This window comes from Sphingorhabdus sp. Alg231-15 (assembly GCF_900149705.1).
Taxonomy (GTDB): Bacteria; Pseudomonadota; Alphaproteobacteria; order Sphingomonadales; family Sphingomonadaceae; genus Parasphingorhabdus.
Map to the genome: position 1 here is coordinate 467,901 of NZ_LT703001.1, position 19,048 is coordinate 486,948.

Sequence of the window (19,048 nt, forward strand, 5' to 3'; positions counted from 1 at the left end):
AGAGTCTAAAACCGCGGACTAAAACCCTGTCTGCGGCCTCGATGCCGCCAAAAACCGGAGTCAAAAATGACCGATAAATCAAATAACTTGCAAGACCTCTTTCTAAACTCTCTGCGGAAAACAAAAATGCCAGTGACGATGTTTCTGGTGAAGGGCGTAAAACTGCAGGGTATAGTGACATGGTTTGACAATTTTTCAGTATTATTACGCCGTGATGGTCAATCACAGCTGGTCTACAAGCACGCTATTTCGACGATCATGCCGTCGCAAACTATGGATATGCAGGCATTTGCCGATCTTATGGAGCGAGCAAAAAGCAAAAATGGTGTGTTGCAGGAAGTGTTTCTAACAGCGGTACGTGACAGCAGTGATCCAGTCACCATGTTCCTTGTGAACGGTGTTATGCTGCAAGGCGAGGTCGCGGCCTATGACCTCTTCTGCATCTTGCTGGAGCGGGAAGGCTTGGCACAGCTCGTTTACAAACACGCAATTTCGACCATTCAACCTAGCGGCCCGATTAATCTGGCTGACTATAACAACGTGGATGAAGGCTCCCATTGATACCTTTTGAAAAAGATGGATTGGACGGTACAAAAGATAAGGCTGTTATTGCCCATCCCGATCTGGGGTCGCTCGGTCAGAATGCTTTGGAATATCGGCTTGAAGAAGCCGTTGGTCTGGCTTTGGCGATTGGATTGGAAACTACCTCATCGCGATATTTCGCGGTTCGTGCACCGAAACCTGGGACACTCTTTGGGGCCGGTCAAGTCGGACAAATCAAGACAATATTGGCGCAGGAAGACGCCAATATATTGATTGTCGATGGCATGTTAAGTGCCATTCAGCAGCGCAATCTGGAAGAAGAGCTGAAGGTCAAGGTCATCGACCGGACGGGTTTGATACTTGAGATATTTGGAGCAAGAGCCGCAACTGCCGAAGGACGACTGCAGGTGGAACTCGCACATCTTGACTATCAGGCGGGCCGGCTTGTGCGTAGCTGGACTCACTTGGAGCGGCAACGTGGCGGTTTTGGTTTTCTCGGTGGACCAGGTGAAACACAGATTGAATCCGATCGCAGAATGATCCGTGATCGAATGGCAAAACTGCGCAAGGAATTGTCGCATCTTCGAAAGACCCGAACATTGCACCGATCCCGGCGCCAGAAAGCGCCATGGCCGGTTATTGCTCTTGTTGGTTACACAAACGCTGGTAAATCGACGCTCTTCAATCGGTTAACGGGTGCCGAGGTATTTGCCGAGGATTTGCTGTTTGCCACACTTGATCCGACTATGCGCCAATTCCCGTTACCAGGATATGACAAGGCGATAATCTCTGATACTGTTGGTTTTGTATCGGATCTACCAACACAATTGGTCGCCGCTTTTCGCGCGACGCTTGAGGAGGTCACCGCCGCCGATGTGATCATTCACGTCAGGGATATTTCCCACGCATCAAGAGACAGCCAAGCCCATGATGTGGAGCAGATTCTTCGAGAGCTGGGTGTCGAGTTGGAAGACGGGGAGGGGGCTCCGATTATTGAAGCGTGGAACAAGATTGATCTTGTTAGTACCGACGATAAAGAGAGCGTACAGTTACCGCAGCATATTCCCGACAATGTCTGTTTGATTTCTGCCGCTACCGGTCAGGGCGTTGACACGCTTGTCGAAATGATAACCGAGAACTTGTCACGCAACCATAATGTTGAGACAGTAACCTTGCCCGTATCTGACGGGAAACGCCTGGCGTGGCTGCACGAAAATGGCCGCGTCTTGCAAACTGAGCATGAAAATCACGATCTGGTGCTGGACGTTCAAATGTCCCGTCGCAATTGGGGGCGATTCCACGCGCTTTAGCCAGCAACTTTGGCTTTCTGCCATTCTTCCTCTAACTGGTCGATGGTCATGTCCTTCATATCGCCCACAACACTGGTCTCAACCTTGTTGAATCGCTGAGAAAATTTACGGGTTGCATCTGCAAGAGCTTGTTCAGCATCGACTCCATAATGTCGCGATAGATTGACTGCCGAAAAAAGCAGATCCCCAATTTCCTCATGAATCTCTGCGTCACTGCTGGCTTGCTCGACCTCGTCCAGTTCTTCCAACAATTTCGCTTTGATAGGCACCTTATCTGGCCAGTCAAAACCAACGCGAGCGGCGCGCTTCTGGATTTTCTGTGCCCGTAACAATGCAGGCAGGGCCAGAGCAACACCGTCCAGCGCACTTGATTTGCCGGTTTCCGCTCGCTCTTCTGCTTTGATCTGCTCCCAGCCCGGTGAGCCACCAGCCCCGCCAAATATATGCGGGTGTCGCCGGATCATTTTCTCGCAAATGGCGTCCACAACGTCAGAAAAAGAGAAATGCCCTTCGTCGGTAGCAATTTGGCTATGAAATACGACCTGAAGCAGAAGGTCACCCAGTTCATCCTTCAGTCCATCGATATCGCTGCGCTCGATCGCATCGGCGACTTCATAGGCCTCCTCGATAGTATAGGGTGCTATAGTTTCGAACGTTTGGACAGTATCCCATTCGCATCCCGTTTGTGGATCTCGTAAACGCCGCATCACTTCAAGCAGTGGATCAATCACCTGGAACTCCGTTCATATCGATCAGTGTTGAGGCAGTTTATACAACAGACAATATTTACCAAGATAGAAATGAGACTATTTCGATGGACGGTAACCTGCCTGGCCCTGGCAGGGTAGGGGATCGCCTGATCATCCAGACGTCGAATTGAAAAACCGCAAGTTGCATCGATTGTCAGATTGTGTTCAACAACTTGCCTACAGTTTACATCAACATGGGGAATTGGAGTTTCGATGGCGGCTCAGATAAATGGATATTGCGATCCTCGCTTTGTGGCGGTTAAGGTGGCCTTTGAAACCAACTTCCGGGAACATGGAGATGTGGGCGCTTCGGTTGCGATCACTCTTGATGGTGCCTTTGTCGTTGATCTTTGGGGCGGACATCTTGACGAGGATAAAACAGCGCCCTGGCAGGAAGACACACTCGTCAACGTCTGGTCCAGTACCAAGACAATGGCTGCAATGTCGCTGCTGCTGCTGGCGGATAGGGGGGAAGTTGATCTTCATGCGCCGGCTGCAAAATACTGGCCCGAATTTTCGCAAGGCGGCAAAGAGCTAGTCGAAGTCCGACATTTTCTCAGTCATATGTCGGGACTGTCGGGCATGAACGAGACCGTTGAGGGTGAAGCTCTCTATGATTGGGAATGGATGACAACCGCTCTTGCACGACAAGAGCCTTGGTGGAGTCCCGGAACGCAGTCAGGTTATCACGCGCTGACTCAAGGGCATCTTATTGGCGAGATTGTCAGAAGAGTAACCGGCCAGTCGATAGGAACCTTCTTTCATCAGGAAATTGCAGAGCCAACCAGTGCTGATTTTCATATTGGTGCAGGCGAAGAACTGGATGATCGAATTGGTAATCTGATCCCACCGGAAAATACTGTTTTACCTGATCCAGAAACTATAGCGGGACGGACATTTGCAAACCCCGCTGTTGATGCCACGGAACCTCGAAAGAGAAATTGGCGTGCAGCAGAAATACCAGCCGCTAATGGTCAGGGCAATGCACGCAGCATTGTGCGTGCTCAAACAGCAATGGCAAACGGCGGCAAGGCATTTGGTAAAACCATCATGTCGGAAGAAGGTACTAAACGGGTTTTTGAAAAGCAGTCAGAGGGAGTGGACTTGGTGTTGGGAGTGCCACTTGTCTTCGGAATGGGTTACGGACTGAACAGCCCACTCATACCGATTAGCCCAAATCCAAATACCTGCTTCTGGGGCGGCTTTGGTGGATCATCGGTAATAGTCGACCAGGATGCCAGACTGTGCTTTTCCTATGTAATGAACAAAATGGAAAGCGGACTTCTGGGTGATCCCCGTGGATTTGGTTTGGCAGCAGCAATGTACGCGTCACTGCAGACATAGACGGAGAGAGGGCCGGAGTAGCAATTTGCCGGTCCAGCCCAAACTGATCAACCAGGAATGGAGGCTAGAATCTGAATGCGGCTTCTACAAATATCTGGCGTCCGCGATTTTGTGTGACAACGCGATCATCACCGCCTGCAGGCAAAAATGGCCTATCTCCAACAGTATTGGCCCACAGCTCATCAGTAAGGTTTACGCCGATGAGAGAAAGCTTCCATTTTCCGTCTGAATCACCGACAGATACAGCAGCATCGAGCGATACGTAGCTGTCCTGAACAAAGTCATCAAAGTCATTGTTACCAGCAAAATAGGAACCGCTATAGGCCGCATTACCGTTCAACCCGAACTCAAGTGTGTCTCCCATCGGAACAACCAAATCCACAGCCACATTGCCTGACCATTTGGGAGCACGAGCAGCACGACGTCCATCCAAGTCAACGTCGTCCGCATTACCAGGAATTCCATCCGGGTCGGACGAAATGAAAGTATCGGTAAACTTGGCGTCCGTATATCCAAGCGCACCCGAGAAACTCAGACCTTCCAGAGGTGTGTCCCAAACCCAATCGACGTCAAAACCCTTGGTCGTAAGTTCGCCAGCATTGATGGTAAGAAAACGAACCGCGGCACCATCAAAATTTTGAACCTGCAAATCATCGAAAACAAAATAATATGCAGCCGTATTTATTCGGAAGCTACCATTGGCCAAGATTGCTTTCGCGCCAATTTCTCCGCCCTTCGCAGTCTCAGAATCAAAGACAATTGAATCCAGTGCGGCTTGCCGTTCTGCATCAGTACCGAAACCTGGAGTGACGAACTGGAGAGCGGCCGTCGGCAGTATGCTATTATCGATCCCTCCTGATTTAAAACCGGTTTTGTAGGACGCATAAATATTCAAATCCGGGGTAGCTTGATATTTGATGGTCACTTCCGGTGAAATGTTGCTGTCGGAAAATTTTATCGGCCCTGTCTGGAAACCTTCCGGTACAACTAATCCCAATCCACCAATAACCCCATTCAGAAAGGTCAATGCGTTGTGAACGACCGGAAAAGACGTCCGGTGCGTTTTCTGTTCGTCCGTCCATCTTAGCCCACCTGAAAGCTCGAGCTGATCGGTAATGTCCAGTGATACACTGCCGAAAAAGGAGAGAGCCTCACTTTTGGTCGCACGATCAGCGACCCAGTCATAGGTGATCCCACGAGAGTCGGGGAAAATGAATGTTGCTATAAACGCGTTCTGAGACGTTTGTAGAGGTTGGCTGCGGCTCTCCCAAAATCCACCGACCATGAAGTTGAACATGCCATCAAAGTCACTGGCAAGGCGAATTTCTTGAGTATATTGCTGCAAGCCATCAGAAAATGGCGCCGGCAGACCGCCTGGAGATCCATCCGGCAAAATGCCCACATAGCTGAAGTGATCAAGATGTTCATTCTCAAGATCCAAGATGCCAGTCACCGATGACAGTGTAAGACTATCGGTTACATCAAGGTCCATCGCCAGTCGGGCGAAGAATGTATTGGTTTCGTTATAGGATTGGCCGTTATAGCGATCCGCTCCCGTTGTGCCCGGAGCTATCACCTGTAACGAGGGATGCCCATCAGGATGGGGATACAGGCCATCTTGAATATCACATGTGGAATTCGATGCTATAGACACGCCAGGAACCGCCAAAAATACATCATCGGCAACCCCATTGGCCCCGCAATCAATATCCGAGTGGCCGAGCAGGCTATCTCCTTCATTGTGATTATAGTTCAGCTTCAAATTAGCTGAAAAATTGTCAGCTGGATCCCATTGCAGGGTGAGCCGACCTACAAAGTTTTTGAGACCTTTTCCGGAGTCCGCAAAAACTGAAGGCGTTCCGGCTTCCAGTTCAACATATTTGTCTATGTCCTGATATTGCGCCGCCAAACGGATACCCAGCGTATCAGAAACCGGTCCGGATATATATCCGCCAACGGTATAGCCCTCTTCTTCAAACTCATAGGAAGCCTTGCCCCCGACTTCCCAATTGGCAGTCGGATTGGCCGATCGAACCGAAAAAACGCCAGCGGACGCACTTTTTCCAAAGAACAAGGACTGTGGTCCCTTTAAAACATCAATTTGCTCGACGTCGAAAAACGAAGCCTGAACCAAGCGCATCGTGCTGATCGACACGCCATCGAAATCAAACGCGACAGCTGAATCAAACGCAGCGGAAATATTGGTGGTTCCAACGCCGCGAAGGCTAATCTGACCACCTGCGCCGGAGCCCCCGACTTGCACGTTCAATGCCGGTATCCGGCTAACCACATCGGCTACTTCGTTGACCTGAAACCGGTCCAGTGTATCCGCGCCAAGGGAGGTTACCGTGACAGGTGTTTCCTGCAACGTTTCACTTTGTTTGCGCGCCTGTACAATGATAATCCGGTCGTCATCGACTTCGGCTTCTTCTTGCGCATATACCGGTGTAGTTAAAGCCCCGCCGCCTAAAATAGTTGCCGAACAAATGAGCAAAGTGCGAACAGATCTGGTCCGCCGGATTAGCACGCTATCAAACACTGATTTCTGCATTTATTTCCTCCCCAATACACCGAGATAAAGCGCCCCAGTGCGACTTGATCTCAAACATTCTGGTGATGTCTTTTACAGGGTGAGAATATGAATGACGTTACGGAATAAGCCACTAATGAAAGGGCTAGGATTGAGTGTAAGAAGCGCTTTTTCCCTCGAAATTCGCTAACTCTTTTGACAGGTAAGGGGTGCACATCTCATTTTGGAAATGTGGACATGGAGAATAGCTTCTAGCAAAAGGGCAGGGGACGGCCGAGCCAATCACATCACAATTTGGAACAATATAAACAGAGCTGCAAATTGATTGGGTACAACCATCATTATACCTAACGACCTGTACATCGGATTTTTGATGTAACCCGCCCAGAACAAGATTCGAGCAACTAAAAATAAAACGGCCCACACCGGGATTACGGCAAGGCGATCTGCCGGCAACAGCGTCACTAAAGCAAGCTGGGTTGGGATGAAAATTAGCAGTTGTTCCACGGTATTTTGCATATAGCGCCGATGTAATTCCAGACGTGTACCAACAGGGGGAGTTGAGCCATCTGCATATTCTGAAAATATTCTCCCGGCCCCAATTGCGCCCATTCCTGCGACCAAAGCTAGAACCGGAAAGCACATCCATTTAATTGCAAAAGCCAATCGATCACCTGGATCCGAAATTTCAGGGAATATGCCTTGTAGTTGTATGTATGCAAACATTGGCAGCGCTATTCCAATCGCCATACCTACGATTGCAAGAGCGATCATTATGCTCCGGTTGAAATCATTTTCGATATTCTCATTGCCTGGCGTCATTGCCTAGCCTCCAACTTGTTGCTGTTTTAGAAGACAGGATGCCGGGCTTTAGACATCTTGCCGAAAAATCATTGTGAATCGCTAACTCTAGCGTTTGGTCAGGGCTGTCGATCGACGGTCTTCGCCAATCATTTGGTTATGATATACGATCATCGGCAGTTGCTTTGTGGCGACAATCGCTTGGTTCATCAGGTCATCACGGCATTCTTTTCTGGCCTTAAACCTATGTAAACTTGAGATATATGTGCAGGCACTACGGGCCGTTTTTTCAAACTTCGCATAGTTGCTTTCGATTGAAATGGTCTTGTCGTAGCGAAAGTTAGTGATCCTTGTTTCCTGAGCAGAAGCTGCGGTTGTTGCAACGACTGCGGTAAAGCTGACGATGAGTGATACGGATAGGATTGACATTCCTGATCTCCTGAACTGATTTGCGCCAATGCTGGCCCTGAATCGGTTCTGGATGACTGCGCTAGTAAACTCCTGTGGTCGTGATGATTTTTGTATGATGAAAAGGTGAGGTGGTTGAAAAACAACAGTAAAATTAGGATGTGATTTGATGCATTTCGTTTCAGCGCGATTGGAATTTGTAAAACGTGTAGACCTGTGTCAGTCAAATTGAGAAGTTCATGATATTGTTGGGAACGCATGTTGGAACGTACCAAAGTAAATCTATCTGAAGGTTTTCGCGTTGGCGAAGCCACTGTTATTCCAACCCGAAATATCGTTCTTTCAAGTGACCATGAAGTTCATTTGGAACCCAAGATCATGGACGTTTGCTTGTTTCTTGCAGAACGTTGTGGTGAGGTTGTTTCTCGTGATGAGTTGATAGGAAAAATTTGGAAAGTCAAATTTGGCTCAGATGAAAGTCTGACGCGTGCTATATATATTTTGCGCAAGGCATTTTCACACTCGCGATCTAATAATATCATTATCGAAACTATCCCGAAAAAAGGCTATCGGCTTGCCGTCTCCGTTAAACCAATAAAGCGTCAATCGGAGGCTCTGAACCAAGTGGATTCTCAGGAGTTGGAGTTCGGTGCGCCTGAGATGCCACCAACAGGATCTCTCGGGCTCCAAGCCTTTCCCAAATCCAGAGAAACCGATCTGCGTGGCGCTATGCCTTCGCTCGCTATTTTGCCATTTACCAACCGATCACAAATCGAAGACGATGAAGTTTTTGCCGAAGGTATGGTTGAGGATATTGTGGCCGCGCTTTCTCAGAGTGCCGCAATACGGGTCCTCGGAACTATCTCTACCGTGCATCTTAAAAAGGATGTGTTCTTAGATCTTGCAGCTATAGGCGAGCAGTTGGGTGTCAGATATTTGCTTGAAGGCAATGTTCGGCGAACTGGACGGGATTTCCGGGTGACAACACAGCTCATTGCGCCAAAAACCGGCGAGTTGGTCTGGTCAGGTCAATTTAATAAGCCGCTAAACGATCTACAGGAGTTACAGGAAGAATTGGTTACCGAAGTTGCTGTAGCACTCGGTGTCAAAATACAGGTTCTTGATATGGAGCGGGCTCTTCGCAAGCCCACCGACCTAACGGCCTGGGACGCGATACAACGTTGTATTCTTGCAATGCGCCGCGTTAGTGCAGAAGCTATGCAAAGTGCGATCAAGGAAGCAAGGCGCGCTGTCGATCTTGCTCCGGATTATGCTCTTGCACATGCGATTTTGGCAAATGCATCCGCGACTTTGTATATGATTGACAGTCCGGATGATCCCTTAGAAATTTCTCATATTCAGGATCATGCCAAAAAGGCTCTCGAACTTGATTCGGATTCAGCAAGTGTTTTGTCGTCGGTAGCCTCAGCTTACGCGAATACCGGAGATCCAGAAGAAGGTCTGCGTTGGGCAACTAAAGCCTATGGCATAGCGCCAAATAACGGCCTCGTGGCGCAAAGTCTTGGTAGCTGCCATGCTTTGTTAAATCAGACCGAAGAAGCGATGCAATATCTCGAGATATCCTATGCGATGATGCCAGGCTCCCATCTGCGCGTCTGGTCTAGGACGCGGCAAGCTAACGTCATGGTCCGAGAACGCCGCTTTGCGGAAGCTGAGGCCTATTTAGATGAGTCTCATATCATCGATCCTGCTTTTCGAGGTCCTGATGCACTCAAAGCGTGGTTGTGCTGGCATGATGGGCGGCATGACCAAGCAATCCAGATCTTATCAACATTGCAAAAAGCAGGGCTGGATCTTGCCACCACCGAACGATTAATCGAACGCAATTTTATTAACAGTTCGATAAGCGAAGAGATTTTAACTGAAACCAAACATCTGTGGGCTGCCATTGAAGCATAAGCAGGAGAATGATTAAGTCTGAATTTATGGCGGATCCAGCATTTAATTATGGCCGCTAGATAGGAGAGAGGGATGACAATAGTAGGACGCCGTTTTCCAAAAGCGTCCCACAGTTAAATTAGGTTGATAATATATATTATGTTAAATTATTGCTGGCGTGCTCTTGCGGGAGGCTCAAGGATCATTTCTCCACCCTCAACGCGCCAACTCTTCATTTCCGATAAAAAATTCATGCCAAGCACATTAGAATCACCAAAGGCTTCTGCTACCACAACGGGAAGCTCCAGTGCCATCATTGGTCCGACTCTCAACGCCTGAATAGTTCCGCGTTGTGCTTCCACAGTGCCATTTGCTGTGTTCAGATATGTCGGAAATCCACCATCATTGATGTCAACATTTGCTGCTCGAGCCGTTTTTAGTGTCATTGCGGTTGTGGTTGCTCCGCTGTCTATCAGAAACCGAACCGGCATTCCGTTTACTTCGGCGTCTGCCCAATAATGGCCGTCTGGCGATTGTCTGATCTTTAACGTACCGCCAACAACCTGCTGCTCGTTCGCTCCGGTTATCTCACCGGTCACCTTGTGCCAGACTCCAACAATCTCTTTCTGATAAGAAAAACCAACGATGAAAATCGCGAATATGGCTACCCAGCTCAATACTGATCGGACAACTTCCCCTAGCCCTATACGCCGGGAAAACAGCGCACTGGCGACAAGCACTAAAGCACCTATCGCAAAAACAAGATTTATGTTTTGATCTTCAGTCACGTCTAAATCTCTATCACAAAACCATCAAAAGCAGGCCTGATATCTTCCGGTAGCATTGAACATAGATAGTTATAGTCCATCGATTTATCCATATGCGTCAACAGGCTTAATTGTGGCTGTACATTCTTTATAAGATCCAGAGTCATAGCCAAATGAGCATGGGTCGGATGCGGCTTGTCACGCAATGCGTCGACGACAAAAATATCAGTTCTTTTAAAGAGATTGATCATATCAGCCGTAACTTCACCAAAGTCTGTGGCATAACATATTGATTTTCCTTTATATTCGAACTTTAGTCCAGCTGAGGTGATACCGCCATGCGGTTGATCGACGGCTTTAACTGCAATGTCACCAATTCTCATTTCATCTTTCAGGCTACGTGCTTCGCAAATGGAGGGATAATATTTATGTCCGTGGAACGCATATGCGAAACGGTTCTGCAAACTCTCGAGCGCAAATGGCCGCGCATATCCTGGAATTGGTTCTCGTGTTCTGTGAAAAACCTGCCTTAAGTCATCGATACCATGGCAATGATCCGCATGATCATGTGTCCAGATGACATTGTCGATAGAACTTATGTTACAGGCCAGAAATTGAGCCCGCAAATCAGGTGATGTGTCGACCAAAATGCTAGTCGTGGGGCTTTCAACAATGATTGAAACTCTGCTCCGCCGGTTTTTGGTTTCATTCGGATCACAATCGCCCCAATCGTTGCCAATCCGCGGAACACCTGACGAAGTCCCGCAACCGAGAATGGTTAGCTTCAATGCCAAGGTCAGGGGCGTGCCTTATTGAAAAGGTTGTAAAAATTCTTTGCTGTGGTTTCGCACAATGCCTCATAATCCACACCACGCAGTTCTGCGAGAAATCTTGCTGTGTCAGCTACAAAGGCTGGCTCTCCAGTTTTTCCGCGATGCGGTACTGGCGCAAGAAATGGGGCATCTGTCTCAACCAGCAAGCGATCACTGGGGAGCTTGGCCGCGGTTGCCTGCAGATCTTTTGCGTTTTTGAACGTCACAATACCTGAAATGGAAATATAAAGTCCTAGATCCAGAGCTTTACGGGCGAATTCTTCGCTTGCTGTGAAACAATGGATCACACCGGTATAGGCGCCCTGCTCCATTTCTTCCGCCAGGATTGCGGCGGTGTCATCTTCAGCATCGCGTGTGTGCACAATGATCGGCAATTCGGTTTCTCGCGCCGCATGAATATGAGTACGAAAGCTCTGCCGCTGCCGCTCACGGTCGCTATGGTCGTAATAATAATCGAGGCCAGTCTCGCCAATAGCGATAACACGTTCGTGTTTCGCTTCCTCAACCAGCTTCGCAAGATCTATGTCGGGATGTGCATCAGCTTCGTGAGGATGAATGCCAATGCTAGACCAGACGTCACTTTCGCGCTCTGCCGTTGCTACGATATCTCTCCATTCGCTTTCGCGTGTTGAGATATTGAGCATGGCCGTAACGCCGCTCTCCCGCGCACGATCGAGCACAGCACCCTGCTCTTCGATCAGGCCCTTATAGTTGAGATGGCAGTGGCTATCGACAAGCATGGTTACCCTTCTCCGTTGGTCGCAGGAGTTTCAAGGCGGGGGAAAATTCCGGTGGGCGCTGGCAGCGCCAAACCGCTTTCAATCCTGTTTGTCATATGTTCAAAATCCCGCTCATCAGGGCTTTGCGACAGCAGATCGAGCATTTTGTCACAACTTTCCGGGATCACCCAGCGGAGCATGATTGCCAGTTGGCGGATGGACTCAGCGGTATAGTAAAGCACGGTATCGGCACGAGCGGGATCGGTTTTGCGTAAGGCCCATGGTGCTTGATCGGCAAAATACTGATTGGTGGCGCTAAGCCTTTCCCGCAGCAGATCAATTGCAGCATGAATCGGAAATTCACCATTTTCCATCAAGTTCGTCATTTTTGAGAAACAATCTTTTAAATCATCGGTAAGTTTTTCTTCCGATTCAGTTTTATCACCTGCTTGAGGCACCTTCCCTTCACAGTTTTTGGCAATCATTGATAAGCTACGTTGGGCTAGATTGCCGAAATTATTGGCAAGATCGGCATTGGTCTTGGTGACGATCATCTCTGCCGAATAACTGCCATCCTTCCCGAATATGACTTCCGACAACAGAAAATAACGCAGTTGATCGACACCAAAGGCGTCGGCCAAAGCAATGGGGTCGACGACATTGCCAACCGACTTCGACATTTTCTGGCCACGATTGAGCAGGAAACCATGGCCGAACACCTGCTTGGGAAGTGGCAAATTCGCGCTCATCAGAAAGGCTGGCCAGTAAATGGTGTGGAAACGCACAATATCCTTACCGATAATATGCGCGATATCGCCGCCCTCATTCCAATATTTCGGATACAGATCTGTTTTCTCTGGAAAACCCAAGCCGGTAAGATAGTTGGTCAAGGCGTCAACCCAAACATACATGACGTGATTGTCACTGCCCGGAACTTTTACGCCCCAGTCAAAACTGGTCCGGGATATAGACAGATCATTGAGTCCACCTTCGACAAATTTGATCATCTCGTTGCGTCGGCTATCCGGCTTCAAAAATCCGGGATTTTCCTTGAAGAGCTTCAGTAAGGGTTCCTGGTATTTGGACAGACGAAAAAACCAGCTTTCTTCGACTGTCCACTCCACTGGAGTGCCTTGCGGAGATAGCTTTTCCTTTGTTCCCCCCTCACCTTCGGCTGCGATCAACTCGCTTTCGTCATAATAGGCTTCGTCACGAACCGAATACCAGCCTTCATATTTGTCGAGGTAAAGATCGCCATTGGCCTCCATGGCTTGCCAGATGACTTGGCTGGCTTTGTGATGATCCGCTTCTGTAGTGCGAATAAAACGATCATAGGAAACATTAAGTTTATCGCACATCACTATGAATTGATTCGCCATTTCATCGGCAAGTTTCTGAGGTGCAATGCCTTTGGTGTCAGCTGCCTGGGCCATTTTCAGGCCATGTTCGTCCGTACCGGTTTGAAAGCGAACCTCACGACCTGATAGGCGTTGAAAGCGGGCAATCGCATCGGTTGCAATGGCTTCATAAGCATGACCAATATGCGGCGGTCCATTGGGATAGCTGATCGCCGTTGTAATATAATAAGGCTTGGACATGAATTGCTTTCCTGATTCCCTACCAAAATCCCGGCTCGAATCTCGGAAAGGCCTGACGTTTACTGCTTCTCTTTATGCGCGCTCATCGCGTTGGGCAAGCGATCCCATCAGGCTGCCAAGACGAAATATCACAGCCTGGTTATCGAGCGCTTTGGGAGAAGCCATAGAAGCGAGTTCACTGGCTTCTTGCCAGATTTCTATGGCATTACTCTTTGGCATGTTGCCTGAGGCTTTGATATGCTGCGCTATCAGGGTTGGTGCACGAGCCAGAAACGCCTGATATCGAGGTGTTGCGGCTTTGAGAGATAACTTTCGAGCGAGATCGCTTTTAACCTGATTGCTCTTGTCGCCCGTGCGCATGATTTCGCGGGCAAGGTTTTCTAGTTCCGCCAGTCCAGCATCAATATATTGTAAGGATCGCCCGGGAGAGCCCTCTCCTGCTGCGATCAGAGCGCTGAGTTCTGACTCGTCCAACTCGGGAGCTATACTCGTCAATACCCGCCACATTTGTTCATCATCTAGGGGATCGAACCGTAATATCTGACATCGGGAACGGATCGTCGGCAACAAACGCTCTGGAGCATGGCTGACTAGCAAGAAAACGGTGTCTTTTGGTGGTTCCTCAAGGTTCTTGAGCAATGCGTTAGCGCCGCCTCGCTCCAGATCATCTATCGCGTCGATCACAACAACCCGATAAGTGGAAATGGAAGCTTGCGTGGCGAAAAGCGATTGCAGATTGCGGATTTGCGCGATCGAGATATTGCGCTTCAGTTCATGCTCTTCTAGCGCGTCAACGCCCTCTTCCCGGGCTTTCTTGTCTTCCTTATCGGTTTTTCCACCCCGCTGAACCAATCGAAAATCCGGATGGCTGCGGGCGGCGAGCAGTTTTGCGCTTTGGCTTTTATCATCCAGATCAAATCCAGTACCCTGCGCCTGTTGTCCCCCATTTGAATCCAGCAAAAACTGGGCTGCCTGTTTTGCGAATCCCGCTTTGCCAAGACCTTTCGGGCCAGCCAATATCCACGCATGATGCAAGGTTCCCTTGTCAAAGGATTGCCGGAAAACACGCTGTGCCTTGTAATGCCCGATAAACGACGTCATGCCGTCAGCTTATCAAATCGGTCAGATTTTGCAGCAATTTTGCTGTCACATCTTCGGGGGATTGCGACGCATCCACTAGGGTGACCCGATCCGGCTCTTCATCGGCATATTGCCGGAATTTCGCCATGACCGAGCGGTGATAGGCGCTGTTGCGGCCGCCTATGCGATCGCTGTCCCCACGATCCCGAGCATCGGCGCGGCGTGCAGCAACCTCTTCCGGCAGATCAAGGATAAAAGTACGGTGCGGCATAAGGCTTTCACTGCCCACGTGATGCAAGGCCATGATATCATCATCGTTTAACAGTCCGCTAACGCTCTGATAGGCGCGGCTGCTATCGATAAACCGGTCGCTGATCACCCAATCGCCTCTTTCCAGTGCCGGTTTGATCAAAGAATCACAATGTTCCGACCGCGCGGCTGCAAATAGCAGTGCCTCGGTACGCATGTTCCATTTTTCGTCATGGCCGCTAAGCAGCAGCTCGCGAATGACCTCAGCGCCGGGCGTACCGCCTGGTTCGCGCGTTAGATGGACAGTGAAGCCCCGGGTTCTGAGAGCCGCCGCCAGCGCCTTGGCCTGTGTGGACTTTCCCGTCCCCTCCCCGCCTTCCAGACTTATGAAACGACCGGTCACGTCAGTCCTAACAAAGACTTCAAACCGGCCCAGACCCTGTCAAAGAAACCTGCTTCCTCAACCGCTTCTCCGGCCACTAGCGGCATGGTTTGTGTACCTCCGTCATCCGTCGAGACGACCAAGGTTGCGATCTGCTGCCCCGCGCTTATTGGCGCTTTGATCGGGCCACTATAGCGTACTTTTATCGAGAGATTTCCATCAGAACCTTTTGGCAAGGTTGCAGATAAATCTTTGGGAGCAACCAGATCAACGGAAGAACTGTTACCGAGTTGAACTTCCGCTGATTGGACTATTGTACCCATTTTGAACAGGTTTTTGGTTTCCCAAGCGTTGAAACCCCAGTTCATGAATTTCACCGATTCATTGCTTCGGCCGCCGTAGCTATCCAATCCGGCCAGCACCGAGATGATACGTCGCCCATTTTGTTCGGCAGAGCCGGTAAAGCCAAAGCCAGCCTCTTCGGTATGTCCAGTTTTCAGGCCATCTGCACCGTCAATTTTACCGAGCAATGGGTTGCGATTGGGTTGCGTAATCGGTTCACCACTATTGGTTTTGCCCCAGGTAAACTCGGTCAATCCAAAGAAATCCTTGTAAAGCTTTGGAAAGTCGTCAGAAAGTCGTGCTCCCAGTAAACCAAGATCACGGGCTGTGACCATGGTCTTGCCTTCATCGGGCCAACCGGTGCTGTTACCAAAGCGGCTGTTTTTCATGCCGATACGCTTGGCAGTTTTGGTCATCAAATCGGCAAAATTTTCTTCCGTACCGCCGATGGCTTCGGCCAATACAACGCTGGCGTCATTTCCCGACAGCGTTATTACTCCGTGTAAAAGGTCTTTGACGGTTGGCTCGTCATTGACACCGAGAAACATAGTCGACCCCTGCCCCGTCCATTTTTGCCAGGTTTCCCGCTGGATTTTAACTTTCTGATCGAGTGCCAGTTTGCCTTTTTCGATTTGATCAAAAGCAACATAAACGGTCATCATCTTGGCCATTGACGCAGGAGGTATCTGTTTGTCAGCGTTTTTCTCAAACAGGATCGCTCCAGATGACAGGTCTGTCATATAAGCTATTGGGGCGTCAGTTTCATAGGCCGGGGCCGCAAGGACAGCGGACGAAATGGCGAGTAGCGGCAGTGACGCCCAAAAAATTCTGTTCATTAAATTTCCGGTTCCAGATCAAATGTTATCATATGGACCTGAACCCCGGATCCTATTTTCCGGTGCGCAGGATTCTTGCTTCGCTATAGCCGCGCTTTCGCGCCTGTGCCAGCCCGGCTTTGGCTTCATTGTCAGTTGCGTAAGGTCCGTAACGCACCCGCCAGATCCGCCCAGTGCCATCAGAGAACACCCTAGCACCGATTTTGCGAGCCAGGGCATCGGCTCGGTTCTTGTTTCCGAACGCTGCGACCTGAACGGCATAGCCGCCGGCGGTCTTCTGAGCCTTGCTTATTGACGCTCTCTTTGCCGTACGCTTCTTTGTGGGTTTTGATGTCTTCGCCTGCTGTTCAGTCCCTTCGATAATGAACTTACCATCTCGGGCTCCCGGCTTGACAGGCGCTGCGCCTGACGTTGGAACATAAGAAGCACCAATACCACTTTTATTGGCTACCACTGTTGGTGCGGGAGTGCTGGCGCGCCGGGCGACGGCATCAGGTGTTGGAAGTTTTGCGAGGTTCTTACGAAGAATAGTCAGCAGAGAATCCGGCGTTCCTATCCGCTCAGTAGCCACCCCTCCATTGCGGAGAACGACGCGCTCCTGCTCATTGGGATTAACTTTGCGTACCCGTACGCCTGCAACGCCTTGTTGGTCGATACCCAATTGCTTGGCGGCACCATGCGACAAATCGATCAGACGATCATTCGCAAACGGACCGCGATCATTGACCCTGACCAATATAGTCCGTCCAGTATCCAGTGCCGTTACTTCGACATAGCTCGGCAGTGGCAATGTTTTATGAGCGGCGCTTATCCCATTCGGATTGAAACGTTCGCCATTCGCAGTGGAATTGCCAGCCAGCTCATCACCATACCAACTGGCGTAACCGACAGTATCATAGCTGGCGACATCTTCCGGAGTGTAAGTTTTTCCCCGAACTTTGTAGGGCTCACCAATTTTAACCGGAAAATCGGATATAGCGCTTGATGCGGAGCCGGATGCTGCGGGCGGAACGCTAGCATCGGCATTGTCGTTCACACCATCGATAGTGCCACAACTGCCAAGCAAAGCGGCAAGGGCACTGACACTCAATAATCTAACTGCGAATTTCATCTGCCAATAACCCCACTGATAACGCGTAAAAATTTGAACAGTTATAGTCCAATATCACACGATAATTGCCGGTTAGTAAATATGCTGTCTTGCCCCGCCCATCCGGCTCAAGCAAAGTAGCCATTGTATCATTGCTCAAACGCCTTCCGGTCACTGGTGCAACACCCAGCGCGCGCCATTCAGCCATACTCTTCCACTGACTATGACGCTCATGCACCCGAGGGCAACGCACGGCTTTGGTTTTGTTTTTTATGGCGTTCCGATTGAGTGACGCTGGCACCCGAACGGCAATTCCCCATGGCTCACCGCGCCGCCAACCGGCATTTACGAAATAATTCGCGATCGATGTCACCGCATCGGCCTCGCTGTTCCAGATATCGGCATAGCCGTCTCCGCTTCCGTCTTTGGCAAGCCGGAGATAAACCGAGGGCAGAAATTGTGGCTTGCCCATGGCCCCTGCCCAACTTCCTTTCATGGCCGACTGGGGAACGCCGTTATCAATCATTTTCAGTACCGCGAGAAACTCTGCTTCAAACAAGGCGCGCCGACGACCTTCATAAGCCAGGGTTGCGAGCGCTCTTGGGATGTCGAAATTCCCGGTGATCCGGCCATAATTGGTTTCGTGACCATAAATCGCCATGATCATGGGGCCAGGCACACCATATTCGCGCTCCACATCTGCGAGTTTCGAAATGAGTTGCCGATATTTAGCCTTGCCGCCATTTATCCGGGCAGCATCGACATGCCGGCGTTTATAGGGTGCGAAGGGCGGGATAGCGCTATTGGGCCTACCGCCTGGTTGGGATTGATCGAGCTGAATAACCCGCGGATTGTAGGTTAGGCTCGGCAATACGCGGTCCAGTGTACGCTGGCTAACTCCTTGCTCCAAAGCCTTGCGACCAACCACTTGCAGATAGGAGTCAAAGCCGCTCGTCGACTGCGCAACTGCAACATTGTTGCTATGGGCATAGGGCAAACTAAAAAAAGCAATGGCGCTACAAGCAATCGCAGTGGTTAAACGCATGAAAAATTTCCCTTCTTCATCATGGTGTCGCACAAACTGGCTCCAAGGGGAATCCCTAATGTCGCAGACCAGCAACAACTTGCCGGATAAGCACATTTATCACAGTTTTTTTAACTCACACACGCAAATGCGATAAAATTCTTTGCGCTTTCAAAGGGAGGGCGCTAGGAGGCGTTCGGCTAGAGCGGACAGGTGGCAGAGTGGTCGAATGCACCGGTCTTGAAAACCGGCGAGGGTGCAAGCTCTCCGTGGGTTCGAATCCCACCCTGTCCGCCAGCCATAGTTTCAAATCAGATAGTTAGCAGTCCGCGTTCCTATAATCTTGGTCCCTCGTCACTGCGTTCTGGAACATAGGAATCATCCGTTGGATCATCGTCCGGCTCTGCTGGACCAGCTTCTGGGTCATATCCTTCCGGAATATATTCTCCTGACGATGAATCCACTTCCTCATCTGCCGAGACGCAGGCGCCTAGCAGCATGAGTGCGCCACTCGACAAAATTATTGATCTGTACATGATTATAT

General features: G+C 49.8%; 18 protein-coding genes and 1 tRNA gene. 5 read left to right on the top strand and 14 right to left on the bottom strand.

Features of this window, described 5'->3' with window-relative positions; translation table 11 throughout:
* Positions 1–30 precede the first annotated feature (30 nt).
* Together hfq and hflX are read left to right on the top strand one after the other, a co-directional pair.
* The gene (gene hfq / locus DG177_RS02180; protein ID WP_337659015.1) at positions 31–561 is read left to right on the top strand and encodes an RNA chaperone Hfq; all 531 of its coding nucleotides are present in this window, start codon (positions 31–33) and stop codon (positions 559–561) included.
* Positions 558–1,853, top strand: coding sequence for a GTPase HflX (gene hflX, locus DG177_RS02185; protein WP_108809990.1), 1,296 nt, complete (start codon positions 558–560; stop codon positions 1,851–1,853). Before hfq ends, hflX begins: the two co-directional genes overlap by 4 nt.
* Here the strand turns inward: hflX and mazG are convergent.
* On the bottom strand, positions 1,850–2,584 hold the full coding sequence (gene mazG, locus DG177_RS02190; RefSeq protein ID WP_108809991.1) for a nucleoside triphosphate pyrophosphohydrolase: 735 nt from the start codon (positions 2,582–2,584) through the stop codon (positions 1,850–1,852). The two genes, hflX and mazG, sit on opposite strands and share 4 nt — an antisense overlap.
* A 231-nt stretch (positions 2,585–2,815) precedes the next feature.
* Between mazG and DG177_RS02195 the strand changes: the two genes are divergently transcribed.
* Complete coding sequence (locus DG177_RS02195; protein WP_108809992.1) at positions 2,816–3,946, top strand: serine hydrolase; 1,131 nt, start codon at positions 2,816–2,818, stop codon at positions 3,944–3,946.
* Between the two features lie 64 nt (positions 3,947–4,010).
* Here DG177_RS02195 and DG177_RS02200 read toward each other — a convergent pair whose 3' ends face one another.
* From DG177_RS02200 to DG177_RS02210, 3 genes are all read right to left on the bottom strand, one after another.
* Positions 4,011–6,497, bottom strand: a complete 2,487-nt coding sequence (locus tag DG177_RS02200) for a TonB-dependent receptor domain-containing protein (protein ID WP_108809993.1) — start codon at positions 6,495–6,497, stop codon at positions 4,011–4,013.
* A gap of 261 nt (positions 6,498–6,758) precedes the next feature.
* Complete coding sequence (locus DG177_RS02205; protein ID WP_108809994.1) at positions 6,759–7,298, bottom strand: MAPEG family protein; 540 nt, start codon at positions 7,296–7,298, stop codon at positions 6,759–6,761.
* Between the two features lie 87 nt (positions 7,299–7,385).
* A complete protein-coding gene (locus tag DG177_RS02210; RefSeq protein ID WP_108809995.1) occupies positions 7,386–7,706 on the bottom strand; it encodes a hypothetical protein in 321 nt (106 codons plus the stop codon).
* Between the two features lie 237 nt (positions 7,707–7,943).
* On the opposite strand from DG177_RS02210, the gene DG177_RS02215 reads away from it, so the two are divergent.
* Positions 7,944–9,605, top strand: a complete 1,662-nt coding sequence (locus DG177_RS02215; RefSeq protein ID WP_108809996.1) for a winged helix-turn-helix domain-containing protein — start codon at positions 7,944–7,946, stop codon at positions 9,603–9,605.
* Between the two features lie 146 nt (positions 9,606–9,751).
* On the opposite strand, the gene DG177_RS02220 is transcribed toward DG177_RS02215, so the two are convergent.
* The 9 genes from DG177_RS02220 to DG177_RS02260 all read right to left on the bottom strand — a co-directional run bounded on the left by DG177_RS02220 (position 9,752) and on the right by DG177_RS02260 (position 18,525).
* Entirely contained in the window at positions 9,752–10,372 is a 621-nt protein-coding gene (locus DG177_RS02220; protein ID WP_108809997.1) for a TIGR02281 family clan AA aspartic protease, read from the bottom strand.
* A gap of 2 nt (positions 10,373–10,374) precedes the next feature.
* Positions 10,375–11,145, bottom strand: a complete 771-nt coding sequence (locus DG177_RS02225) for an MBL fold metallo-hydrolase (protein ID WP_108809998.1) — start codon at positions 11,143–11,145, stop codon at positions 10,375–10,377.
* A 2-nt stretch (positions 11,146–11,147) separates the two neighbouring features.
* A complete protein-coding gene (locus DG177_RS02230; protein ID WP_108809999.1) occupies positions 11,148–11,924 on the bottom strand; it encodes a TatD family hydrolase in 777 nt (258 codons plus the stop codon).
* A gap of 2 nt (positions 11,925–11,926) precedes the next feature.
* Positions 11,927–13,501: a methionine--tRNA ligase gene (metG, locus tag DG177_RS02235; protein WP_108810000.1), complete on the bottom strand. Its 1,575-nt coding sequence runs from the start codon at positions 13,499–13,501 to the stop codon at positions 11,927–11,929.
* Between the two features lie 72 nt (positions 13,502–13,573).
* Positions 13,574–14,602, bottom strand: a complete 1,029-nt coding sequence (locus DG177_RS02240; protein ID WP_108810001.1) for an AAA family ATPase — start codon at positions 14,600–14,602, stop codon at positions 13,574–13,576.
* Between the two features lie 4 nt (positions 14,603–14,606).
* Positions 14,607–15,233, bottom strand: a complete 627-nt coding sequence (gene tmk, locus DG177_RS02245) for a dTMP kinase (protein WP_108810002.1) — start codon at positions 15,231–15,233, stop codon at positions 14,607–14,609.
* Entirely contained in the window at positions 15,230–16,390 is a 1,161-nt protein-coding gene (locus DG177_RS02250; protein ID WP_108810003.1) for a serine hydrolase, read from the bottom strand. The genes tmk and DG177_RS02250 overlap by 4 nt, the downstream gene beginning before the upstream one ends.
* 52 nt (positions 16,391–16,442) lie before the next feature.
* Positions 16,443–17,501 carry a septal ring lytic transglycosylase RlpA family protein gene (locus DG177_RS02255; RefSeq protein ID WP_108810004.1) on the bottom strand — a complete coding sequence of 353 codons (1,059 nt, stop codon included), beginning with the start codon at positions 17,499–17,501 and terminating at the stop codon, positions 16,443–16,445.
* Positions 17,485–18,525: a lytic murein transglycosylase gene (locus DG177_RS02260; RefSeq protein WP_108810005.1), complete on the bottom strand. Its 1,041-nt coding sequence runs from the start codon at positions 18,523–18,525 to the stop codon at positions 17,485–17,487. Before DG177_RS02260 ends, DG177_RS02255 begins: the two co-directional genes overlap by 17 nt.
* Positions 18,526–18,711: 186 nt before the next feature.
* Here DG177_RS02260 and DG177_RS02265 point away from each other — a divergent pair.
* A tRNA-Ser gene (locus DG177_RS02265) sits at positions 18,712–18,801 on the top strand.
* Positions 18,802–18,839: 38 nt separating this feature from the next.
* Here DG177_RS02265 and DG177_RS17630 read toward each other — a convergent pair.
* Positions 18,840–19,040, bottom strand: coding sequence for a hypothetical protein (locus DG177_RS17630; RefSeq protein ID WP_337658438.1), 201 nt, complete (start codon positions 19,038–19,040; stop codon positions 18,840–18,842).
* Positions 19,041–19,048: the final 8 nt, after the last annotated feature.

Excerpts from the sequence above, each read along its gene's own strand:
- DG177_RS02215 (WP_108809996.1), top strand. The coding sequence starts at position 7,944 with ATGTTGGAACGTACCAAAGTAAATCTATCTGAAGGTTTTCGCGTTGGC.
- DG177_RS02205 (WP_108809994.1), bottom strand. The coding sequence starts at position 7,298 with ATGACGCCAGGCAATGAGAATATCGAAAATGATTTCAACCGGAGCATA.
- DG177_RS02195 (WP_108809992.1), top strand. The coding sequence starts at position 2,816 with ATGGCGGCTCAGATAAATGGATATTGCGATCCTCGCTTTGTGGCGGTT.
- DG177_RS02240 (WP_108810001.1), bottom strand. The coding sequence starts at position 14,602 with ATGACGTCGTTTATCGGGCATTACAAGGCACAGCGTGTTTTCCGGCAA.
- metG (WP_108810000.1), bottom strand. The coding sequence starts at position 13,501 with ATGTCCAAGCCTTATTATATTACAACGGCGATCAGCTATCCCAATGGA.
- DG177_RS02230 (WP_108809999.1), bottom strand. The coding sequence starts at position 11,924 with ATGCTTGTCGATAGCCACTGCCATCTCAACTATAAGGGCCTGATCGAA.
- DG177_RS02255 (WP_108810004.1), bottom strand. The coding sequence starts at position 17,501 with ATGAAATTCGCAGTTAGATTATTGAGTGTCAGTGCCCTTGCCGCTTTG.
- DG177_RS02260 (WP_108810005.1), bottom strand. The coding sequence starts at position 18,525 with ATGCGTTTAACCACTGCGATTGCTTGTAGCGCCATTGCTTTTTTTAGT.
- DG177_RS02250 (WP_108810003.1), bottom strand. The coding sequence starts at position 16,390 with ATGAACAGAATTTTTTGGGCGTCACTGCCGCTACTCGCCATTTCGTCC.
- DG177_RS17630 (WP_337658438.1), bottom strand. The coding sequence starts at position 19,040 with ATGTACAGATCAATAATTTTGTCGAGTGGCGCACTCATGCTGCTAGGC.
- DG177_RS02210 (WP_108809995.1), bottom strand. The coding sequence starts at position 7,706 with ATGTCAATCCTATCCGTATCACTCATCGTCAGCTTTACCGCAGTCGTT.
- DG177_RS02200 (WP_108809993.1), bottom strand. The coding sequence starts at position 6,497 with ATGCAGAAATCAGTGTTTGATAGCGTGCTAATCCGGCGGACCAGATCT.